The 1,830-nt window shown below is 65.3% G+C and carries 1 protein-coding gene; it reads right to left on the bottom strand.

Annotated features, from left to right (window positions below):
* Window positions 1-1,819: phosphate acyltransferase (locus ACE3S9_RS19180; RefSeq protein ID WP_374548076.1), on the bottom strand; the 1,819-nt coding region annotated here is incomplete at its 3' end.
* Between the last annotated feature and the right edge of the window lie 11 nt (window positions 1,820-1,830).

The raw sequence follows: 1,830 nt of genomic DNA, 5'->3' as shown, positions 1-1,830 counted from the left end.
GGTTCCGCCTGACATGGGTGTCGGCCATGAAGAAGGCGCCCTTGCTGCTGATCAGCAGGCTCAGCGAGGAATATTCGCTGACGCCCGGCGCGAGGCCGACAATGTCGCGCAGATAGGACAGACGCGAGCCGAACCGGCCTTCAAGGCCGCAGAGCAGGGCGTCGGCCTCGCCGCGCACCAGAGCGAGGGCGCCGATCACGGTGGCGTTGGTGCGCACCAGGGTGCGCGCAGTGTTCGGATTGATGCCGCGCCGGCCGGCGACCGACAGCAGGGTAGCGACATAATCGTTGTAGCGCGGGTCGCTCTGCGGATCGACCAGTTCGAAATCGCGTTCGGGCGCGATCGACAGGCCGAAAGCGTTGATGCGCTTCTCGACCACGGCGCGGCGGCCGATCAAGATCGGCTTGGCGATGCCTTCCTCGATCACCGACTGGACCGCGCGGAGCACGCGCTCGTCCTCGCCCTCGGTATAGACCACGCGCTTGGGCGCGGCCTTGGCCGCCAGCATCAGCGGCTTCATGATGAAGCCCGAACGATAGACCGTGCGCTCCAGCTTTTCCTGATAGGCGACGAAATCCTCAATCGGCTTTTTCGCCACGCCGCTGTCCATGGCCGCGCGGGCCACGGCGGGGGCGATGCGCAGGATGAGGCGGGGATCGAACGGCGAGGGGATCAGCGAATCCTTGCCATAGATCGGCGCGACGCCGCCATAGGCGCGCGCGACGACTTCGGAGGGCGTCTCGCGCGCCAGAGAGGAAATGGCCTCGACCGACGCGAGCTTCATCGCCTCGTTGATCGTGGTGGCGTGAACGTCGAGCGCGCCCCGGAAAATATAGGGAAAGCACAGCACATTATTGACCTGGTTCGGATAATCCGAACGGCCGGTGCACAGCATGGCGTCGGGCCGCACGGCCAGCGCGTCTTCCGGCAGGATTTCCGGATTGGGATTGGCCAGAGCCAGAATGAGCGGCGTTGGGGCCATGGTCTTGACCATGTCCGGCTTCAGCACGCCGCCGGCCGAGAGGCCCAAGAACACGTCGGCGTCGGGAATGATGTCGGCCAGGGTGCGCGCCGAAGTGTCCTGCGCGAAGGTCTCCTTGATCGGATCCATCAGCTTGTTGCGGCCCTTGTAGACCACGCCCTCGATGTCCGAGACGAAAATGTTCTGGCGCCGGGCGCCGAGCGCCACCAGTAATTCGAGACAGGCGAGAGCCGCTGCGCCGGCGCCGGAGGCGACGATCTTGGCTTCGGAGATTTTCTTGCCGGCGAGTTCGAGGCCATTGCGCACGGCGGCGCCGACGATGATGGCGGTGCCGTGCTGGTCGTCGTGGAACACCGGGATCGACAGGCGCTCGCGCAGGCGCTTCTCGACCTCGAAACACTCAGGCGCCTTGATGTCCTCGAGATTGATGCCGCCGAAGGTCGGCTCCAGCGCGGCGATGGCGTCGACCAGCTTTTCGACGTCGTTTTCGGCGACCTCAATGTCGAACACGTCGATGCCGGCGAATTTCTTGAACAGAACCGCCTTGCCTTCCATCACCGGTTTGGCGGCCAGCGGGCCGATGTCGCCGAGGCCGAGCACGGCCGTGCCGTTGGTCACCACGGCGACCAGGTTCTGGCGTACAGTGTAATCGGCGGCCTTGGCCGGATCGGCGGCGATTTCGAGACAGGGGGCGGCGACGCCCGGCGAATAGGCGAGGGCAAGGTCGCGCTGGTTGCCGAGCGGCTTGGTCGCGCGGATCTCCATTTTGCCGGGACGCGGATGCTGGTGATAGATCAGCGCGCCCGATTGCAGATCGGACGAAATGCGTTCACTCATGGAGAACCCCC

The organism is Rhodoblastus sp., from assembly GCF_041915505.1.
Classification (GTDB): Bacteria; Pseudomonadota; Alphaproteobacteria; order Rhizobiales; family Beijerinckiaceae; genus Rhodoblastus.
Note: the sequence above shows the minus strand (reverse complement) of the source record. Positions and strands in the feature narration are given on the sequence as shown.